The following is a 6,989-nucleotide window of genomic DNA, read 5'->3' as shown; positions in this document are numbered from 1 at the left end:
ATCGTTAGGTCTACCAGTTCTGGGCTAAACGTTGCGGCTAAGTTGTCGCCACCGCTCTCAACAAACACCAGATGCAAATCAGTAAACCGCTGCTCTAGATCCTCGATCGCCGCCAAATTCATTGACGCATCTTCCCGAATCGCCGTGTGCGGACAGCCTCCGGTTTCTACACCAAGGATGCGATCGCGCTCCAACGCCTGACTGCGGACTAAAAACTGGGCGTCCTCCTGAGTGTAAATGTCGTTCGTTACAACAGCCAGGTTGTACTGCTGCCGCATCGTCTTACACAGGGCATCCACCAACGCCGTTTTTCCCGACCCCACCGGACCTGCAACCCCAACTCGAAGCGCACTCATGCTGACGCCCTCACGCGTTACAGAATCTTTTCTAACCCATACACGAGCGCTTTAAGCTGAGTCACTTTGCGAATCGCTAGCAGCACTCCTGGCATATAACACGATCGATCGCTGGTATCATGCCGCAGCGTGTAGATCTGACCCGGCGCACCAAAAATCACTTCCTGGTGAGCAATTAGTCCGGGCAGCCGGACGCTGTGAATGCGGATATCGGCATCCGCAAGGCTGCCTCTGGCTCCGGGGAGCTTTTCGGTTTCCTGCACAGTCGGCGGATTAAACGACTTGCCAAACTCTGCTAGCAGTTGCGCAGTTTGTAACGCAGTGCCGCTGGGTGCATCGGCTTTTTGGTTGTGGTGCAGTTCGATGATTTCTACATGGTCGAAGTATTGCGATGCCTGAACGGCGGCTTGCTGAAGCAGCACCATGCCGATCGAGAAGTTGGGCACCATTAGGCAGCCTGTGCTGGCTTTGTCGGCAAAGTCGGCTAGCTCGTTGATCTGCTGCGGACTCAAGCCTGTGGTGCCGACAACCGGACGAATGCCATACGCGATCGCCGATCGAATATTGTCGTACACCGAATCTGGATGGGTGAAGTCCACCATAACGCCAAGCTGTTTCTCCTGCGCCAGCATCGCCAGCATCGGCTCAAATTGATTGGTAATGGGCACTTCTAGCGGACCGATTCCTGCCAGTTCTCCAGCGTCCTGTCCGTCGTGCGCCGGATTGCGATCAACGGCTCCCAGCAGCGTCATATCCTGCTGCTGCGCGATCGCTTTCACGACTTCGCGCCCCATTTTGCCTGCGGCACCGTTGACCAGAACTGGGATGGGAAGCTGGCTGGACATAGCGGGAACTGTTGAGGTTAACTTGGGTATTTTAGCGCTCTTTGCTAAACGCTATGCCGTCATACCTTTTACAGAACTCAAATTTATCGAGACGACTTACTTTTGTGGATGTGCCTCGACAAGTTTCTGAAAGGACAATAGAACTTGTTGATAACGTTTACCTGCTACCCAAGTGAAATCATTATGTCCTGCCTCTGCTACCCAGAGAGACATTTTGGGTTCTGGTGCAGCTTCATAAAGGGTCTGACTGTGCTGAATCGGAATTGTTTGGTCAGCTTCACCGTGCATTACAAGAACAGGGCAGCGAATCTTTCGTAATTTATCAAGGTTAGAGAACTTGTCGAAGGGCAGCAAGGGAAACGGTACAACGACTCGGAATGCAGATGTGAATGTACTCTCTAGGATCAAACCAGCAACAGAATGCCGAGATGCCAAGTCGGTCGCTGATCCTCCTCCGACCGATCGACCGTACACGATAATCTTCTCAAGCGGTATTTTGAGCTGTTGGATCAAGTATGTATAAGCAGCATCAGCATCTTGATAAGCATGATGTTCGCTAGGGTTACCATCGCTGGTTCCGTAACCCCGGTAGTCGTAGGCAAAAACGCTAAATCCCCAACTATACAAGCGCTCTAGCACAGGACGAATATCACCGAGATCTTCTGCATTACCGTGAATGTAGAGCAAGGTATATGCGGCTTGAGAATTGGGTAAATAGATAGCCGAGATCCTTTCAGTAGGGGTGACAGGGAGTTTTAGAATATCTCCTGTGTTTTGGTAGCTAGCAGGCTGAGGCAAAAAAATCATGCTGTCTGCTCGAAAAAAGACGTAAAGCGCAAAAAAGATATAAATTAACAGGAGCGATCGCACCAGTCTTTTCCAACTAAGTTCTCCAATCAGCAGCTTCTTGAATGGCAATTGACGCATGAACGGTTACGGCAAGTTCCAGCAACTAAAACTATGTTCTTATTCCAAAGCTTTCAGCAAGATAACAAGTTGTTAAATAGAGCAACTTTGTGTATCTACCCCAATATAGATAGATGCAAAAACAACTTGCAGCCTATCCACCCTAAATAGTGAAATACACTGCAAGTTGTCTGTATAGTAACCTTGCTAGGGCGAGATACGCACCACATCTCCGTATAGCTTCCCTATTACTGCTGCTGTCTAGCAGTGCTGAGGCAACCAGAGAAGGTGATGCTCCTATGAGAGGGATCGCGCATCGATCGCCCTAATTTTTCCACCTCAATTTAAAGAGGCGACCACCGTTTATTTTGATAGGGTCAGCAAACCTAGAACTAGAGCGTTGCTAGTTCAATCCGAATATCTACACGAACGATTTTTCTGTTAAGTCGGTCTGATGATTCACAAGCGTTGCAGTGCGAAAGGTAGAGAATCGCCTGCAACGATCGTTCATCCGGGTGATCACTGCCTATAAATTTAGCGCCAACTGTAGCTGCGACTTCGAGGTAGCTTCTGGAATCGGTTGCGGATCGCGATTAACAGCGGGACAGTAGCGAGTATATGTGCAGCGATCGCAGTGGCTTCCTGGCGTCGGCTCCCAGCCCCGGTCATAGCGCAATCGCACTGCCAAATTACTAATCATTTCCTGCACGTGCTCTTTGTCTTCTGGCCCCGCCTCAAACTGAATCTTCTCACCCAATCGCAAAAATAGCAGGCTGAGGCACTTTAGACTCTGACCGTAAGTTTGCTCTAGCGCCACATAATACAGTCCAATTTGGACATCGAGTTCTGAATCATCCGGCAGCTTGATTTCTTTGCTCGATTTGTAGTCAATCAGCTCTAATCCATCCTCTAAGAAATCCAGACGATCGTAGCGACCGACAATCAGAAACTCCAGGTTTTCCACCTGTAAAAATCCATGGATTTTGCCTTCTACCGCTAAAGGTTGATGAATCGAAGTTTCACTGGCAATGAATGTGCGATAGTAGTTCTCCAAAATTTCGGTGCCTTCCGCAATTTGGTTAGCGGTTAGCCCGATCGAATTCTGTGCCCAGCAGTGGTGAACCCAGCGCACATCGGGCAGCGGATCTTGGTAGTTCCAATCTCGATGGCACTGCGCTAGAGCTTGGTGTAGAGCAGTTCCTAAGGCAGTAGAGCCAAAGAATTCGTTACTGGTTAACTTGCGTTCATAGCGTAAGTAGTAGGCATATGGGCAGCGATTGTATGCCTGGAGTTTAGTTGCGGAGATTTGGTAAGCCATACTGCTTCAGTAGTTGTCAAGTTAAGAACAAAGAGAGTGATCAGTTGTTAATGATTTGTTAATGATTAGCTGCAAATCAACTCAATCGATACAAGTCAGTTGGTCGCTTTTAGCAAATGACCAATTGCGACTGACGCATAGCGATTTAGTGCGCTGCCTAGTTGTGTCCGATCGGGTGCTTAAACAAGGTATCGAGATAAATTCGAGACGTTTCACGCTGGTGTAACTTGTCAGGAACGGAATCTGTGCCTCGGTTTTGCAGCAAAAATAGCGAGAGTGCCGCTGTAAATACGCGGTCTTGGTCCCAGTCGGGACGAATTTCTAAGTAATTTTTTAGCGCATCGTGGAGCACTTCAGGAACTTCAACAAACAAACTAATCGGGGTGTTCATAACAACATTGACTTTTGCAGAATTAGGCATGGACAGCCAGCTTGCAGCTATTAAAGCAGCACAAATTTATCCCTCTGGCACCGAAGCAGCAACGATCGTTTTGGAGTTCTGATCTAGCTAATAGCAATTGATCAACCGCTAATAATTAGCGATTAGAGAAAACTCTTTAACGAACCTGTCTGGGGGACAAATCGGTTTTCAAGTTGGTCGCCTCATTGTGCAGTTGGATAGCAAGATTGTCAATGCTGAGAAATGTAACGGTTCACGCGATCGCTTAAAAAGGTCAACGAAAGAATGCGGGTTTGAAGCCTGTTTTTGTTACCTAACTTCACAATAACTGGGGACGTAACAGTGGAGCCTTCCATTTTCCACAAGATTTCTTTAAAGGCAGCAAAGTTCGATTACTCCGTTGCCCTTGTGGAAAACTTGAAATAATCTGTGGAAATTGTGTGGAGAAAGTGTGGAAAAAATAGAAATAATCTGTGGAAACAGTGTGGAATGTTTTGGAAAAGATCAAGGGAATGCTAAGAATTGCAAAATCTATAAACGTTAGGGTTTGAAGACGTTTATTAGCCACGATCGTTTCAAGCGCAACGCAGCCAGTACAATTCAAACGAAGATGATCTGGTAGGAGCAATGGCGGAGCCTGAGCAACCCGAAAAGCGACGGCGCAGCGCGAGCAAGCGGACGATCGGGCTGCTCATTGGTACGTTCTTGGCGGCGTGGGTCCCCGGCTTGCTGAGTGCCATAGGGCTGTTTTTATCGCTGTGGATCGTGGTTCCCGCTCCGACGCGGTGGCTGCTGCCGTTGGGAGTCGGTGCTCCAGAGGTTAGCCCGTGGCTTGCAGGACTGAATGCGATCGGCGCACTCTCTGCGCTGGCTGCGCTAAAAATCGTTGGACACAGTTGGGCTCGCGTGGCGATCGTGGCTAGCTTAGTCGGGTTAGGGTTGAGCCTGCTGCCGCTGAGCCAGATTCCCACGGCAAACCGACAGGCACAAGCTGCCCTTGGCGCAGACTATCTCAATGCCATTCCCCCAGAACTGCACGCGCGAATGCGTCCGGCTCCCTTTGTGCTGGCAGATGCGTTTCGCGGCATTCCTACTCCCCAAATCCGTACTGAACTGGCGATCCCGTTCGCTGCGCCCGCAGATGTTTCCTTGCAGATGAACGTCTATCGTCCCCTAAGCGTGGGAAAGCATCCGGCGATCGTGGTCATCTACGGCGGTGCATGGCAGAACGGCACCCCCAATAACGATGATGATTTTAGCCGCTACATGGCAGCGCAGGGCTACACCGTGCTGGCGATCGACTACCGCCATGCGCCGCAGTATCGCTTTCCCGCACAGCTAGAGGACGTGCAAACGGCGCTCGCATTCATCCGACAGCATGCAGACGAGTATGAGGTGGACGTAGACCGGATAGTGCTGATGGGACGATCGGCAGGCGCACATCTCGCCATGCTGGCAGCCTTCCAACCCGACGCGCCCCCGGTCCGCGCTGTGGTCAGCTATTACGGTCCTGTAGATTTGACCACGGGCTACCACGACCCACCGAACCCCGACCCGATCGACACTCGCGCTGTGCTGCGGGCATTTTTGGGTGGCACTCCAGAGGAATTCCCCGATCGATACCGCCAAGCCTCGCCCTACGAATACGCGACTCGACCACAGCCGCCAACGCTGCTAATCTACGCAGGGCGCGACCATCTGGTGCAGGCAAAATTCGGACGCGCTTTGTATGAGCGGCTGCGATCGATCAATAGCCCCGCTGTGTTTCTGGAGATTCCGTGGGCAGAACATGCGTTTGATGCCGTGTTCAACGGCGTCAGCAATCAACTAGCGCTGTACTATACCGAGCGATTTCTAGCGGCAATCACTCATGCACCAAACCCTAGAAATCGTTAATCGCCAACCGCTAATCGCTTTCTAACGGCGATTCACTCTTATCGACAAGACCCCGTCTCCTGCGCGATCGTGTCTCCTGCATACTCAATTTGCAGCAGGCAGTCGTCACCGCGCGCGATCGTGGCGGTGTAGATGAAATCGCCTGTAATGCCGGAGTAGCGGTCTTGTGAGCCGACTTCCCGGATTGGTCGCACGGGCACGCGGTTTAGCACGAGTTGGTTGTTCGCTTTGTTAAACACGTTCATGCGCGTTCTGCCCTCTTGTCGGAACACACGCACCGAATAGGTGTTTGTCTCAAACTGACTGATCGTCGAATCCGGCGTCGGACGAGGTCCTGTCGCAAACTGGAGTGCGCTCGCCGGAACCCAGCCGCGCACACCAGAGCGAAACACAACGTTGTACCAGGTGCTTCCCCGGTCCTCACCTTCGATCGCCCGCAGCACTTCGACCGCCTCGCCCGCTCGCCCAGAATAGTGCGAATGAGCATCAGTGGTTGGCTCGACGTAAACTGGAATTCCGTCGCGCGATCGTCCAACCAGTTCTGCGGGTTGAGCAACCGCTGAGAGGGCTAGGCCAAAGGACACCGCCGCTGCGGTAAGAACAGACAAAATTGAATGCTTCACCATGCTGACCCAGACTGCTTTAAGAGCCGAATAAACGTTGCCCTCAATTCTGGGGTATGTTCTTCAACTTGTGAAGTCTTTATGCAGATTGATTTAAAAAAGAAACAAGAACAGACAAAAACCCTAGTAATCACTGACCCATCCGGGGCTAAGTCGCCGCAGCCTGGGCAATAAAACGTGAGGAGTTTAGAGTGACCTACTCTTGCCTGTCCTTGAAGTTCATTCACCTGTGTATTTAGTGTATGAATCGAGTTTGTCAATGGGATGTTTCAGTCATGAACTTACAATGACAAAAGAGACAAGCTCGTTAGTCATCGGTTATTGATGATTGGTTATCGGTGAATTCGCTATTAGTGATTGGTAGCCAACGACTAACGACTGACCCCGTCTGACGAACGACTCATCACCAACGACGAACCACTTTCCTATGGACTCGACGATCGATCAGCTAAAAAACCGCTTTGCACAGGCGCTAGAGGCGGCATTTGGCGCAGACTACGCTAACACCGATCCCATCCTTGTCGCTGCCAGTAATCCCAAGTTTGGCGACTATCAATCGAATGTGGCGCTGTCGCTAGCAAAACCGTTGGGTCAGGCTCCTAGAGCGATCGCGGAGCAACTGGTGCAGCAGTTGGATGTGTCAGA

Annotated in this window: 7 protein-coding genes and 1 pseudogene; 2 read left to right on the top strand and 6 right to left on the bottom strand. The window is 50.8% G+C overall.

Translation table 11 applies throughout. The annotated features are described in order from the left end of the window. The 5 genes from ureG to H6F43_RS06840 form a co-directional block, all read right to left on the bottom strand. A partial coding sequence (gene ureG, locus H6F43_RS06860; RefSeq protein ID WP_190341955.1) for an urease accessory protein UreG occupies window positions 1-356 on the bottom strand: 356 nt, incomplete at its 3' end. Window positions 357-373: 17 nt separating this feature from the next. After that, window positions 374-1,201, bottom strand: coding sequence for a 4-hydroxy-tetrahydrodipicolinate reductase (gene dapB, locus H6F43_RS06855; protein ID WP_190341953.1), 828 nt, complete (start codon window positions 1,199-1,201; stop codon window positions 374-376). A 96-nt stretch (window positions 1,202-1,297) separates the two neighbouring features. Continuing rightward, on the bottom strand, window positions 1,298-2,128 hold the full coding sequence (locus H6F43_RS06850; protein ID WP_190341951.1) for an alpha/beta hydrolase: 831 nt from the start codon (window positions 2,126-2,128) through the stop codon (window positions 1,298-1,300). Between the two features lie 505 nt (window positions 2,129-2,633). Next, window positions 2,634-3,425: a PD-(D/E)XK nuclease family protein gene (locus H6F43_RS06845; protein ID WP_190341949.1), complete on the bottom strand. Its 792-nt coding sequence runs from the start codon at window positions 3,423-3,425 to the stop codon at window positions 2,634-2,636. A 157-nt stretch (window positions 3,426-3,582) separates the two neighbouring features. Beyond that, window positions 3,583-3,816: a DUF2811 domain-containing protein gene (locus H6F43_RS06840; protein ID WP_190341947.1), complete on the bottom strand. Its 234-nt coding sequence runs from the start codon at window positions 3,814-3,816 to the stop codon at window positions 3,583-3,585. Window positions 3,817-4,452: 636 nt separating this feature from the next. Here H6F43_RS06840 and H6F43_RS06835 point away from each other — a divergent pair. Continuing rightward, window positions 4,453-5,721 carry an alpha/beta hydrolase gene (locus H6F43_RS06835; protein WP_190341945.1) on the top strand — a complete coding sequence of 423 codons (1,269 nt, stop codon included), beginning with the start codon at window positions 4,453-4,455 and terminating at the stop codon, window positions 5,719-5,721. Between the two features lie 38 nt (window positions 5,722-5,759). Here the strand turns inward: H6F43_RS06835 and H6F43_RS06830 are convergent, their stop codons facing one another. After that, on the bottom strand, window positions 5,760-6,347 hold the full coding sequence (locus H6F43_RS06830; RefSeq protein WP_190341943.1) for an SH3 domain-containing protein: 588 nt from the start codon (window positions 6,345-6,347) through the stop codon (window positions 5,760-5,762). A gap of 424 nt (window positions 6,348-6,771) precedes the next feature. Here H6F43_RS06830 and H6F43_RS06825 point away from each other — a divergent pair. Then, a pseudogene (locus H6F43_RS06825) lies at window positions 6,772-6,989 on the top strand (arginine--tRNA ligase); the annotation flags it as partial.

This window comes from Leptolyngbya sp. FACHB-36 (assembly GCF_014695955.1).
In the GTDB taxonomy this organism is placed as follows: domain Bacteria; phylum Cyanobacteriota; class Cyanobacteriia; order Leptolyngbyales; family Leptolyngbyaceae; genus FACHB-36.
The sequence above is the reverse complement of the archived record's forward strand: the minus strand, read 5'-3'. Positions and strand labels throughout refer to the sequence as shown.

Bases quoted from the DNA above. Each gene is read 5' to 3' on its own strand.
- dapB (WP_190341953.1), bottom strand. From the start codon at position 1,201: ATGTCCAGCCAGCTTCCCATCCCAGTTCTGGTCAACGGTGCCGCAGGC.
- H6F43_RS06850 (WP_190341951.1), bottom strand. From the start codon at position 2,128: ATGCGTCAATTGCCATTCAAGAAGCTGCTGATTGGAGAACTTAGTTGG.
- H6F43_RS06845 (WP_190341949.1), bottom strand. From the start codon at position 3,425: ATGGCTTACCAAATCTCCGCAACTAAACTCCAGGCATACAATCGCTGC.
- H6F43_RS06840 (WP_190341947.1), bottom strand. From the start codon at position 3,816: ATGAACACCCCGATTAGTTTGTTTGTTGAAGTTCCTGAAGTGCTCCAC.
- H6F43_RS06835 (WP_190341945.1), top strand. From the start codon at position 4,453: ATGGCGGAGCCTGAGCAACCCGAAAAGCGACGGCGCAGCGCGAGCAAG.
- H6F43_RS06830 (WP_190341943.1), bottom strand. From the start codon at position 6,347: ATGGTGAAGCATTCAATTTTGTCTGTTCTTACCGCAGCGGCGGTGTCC.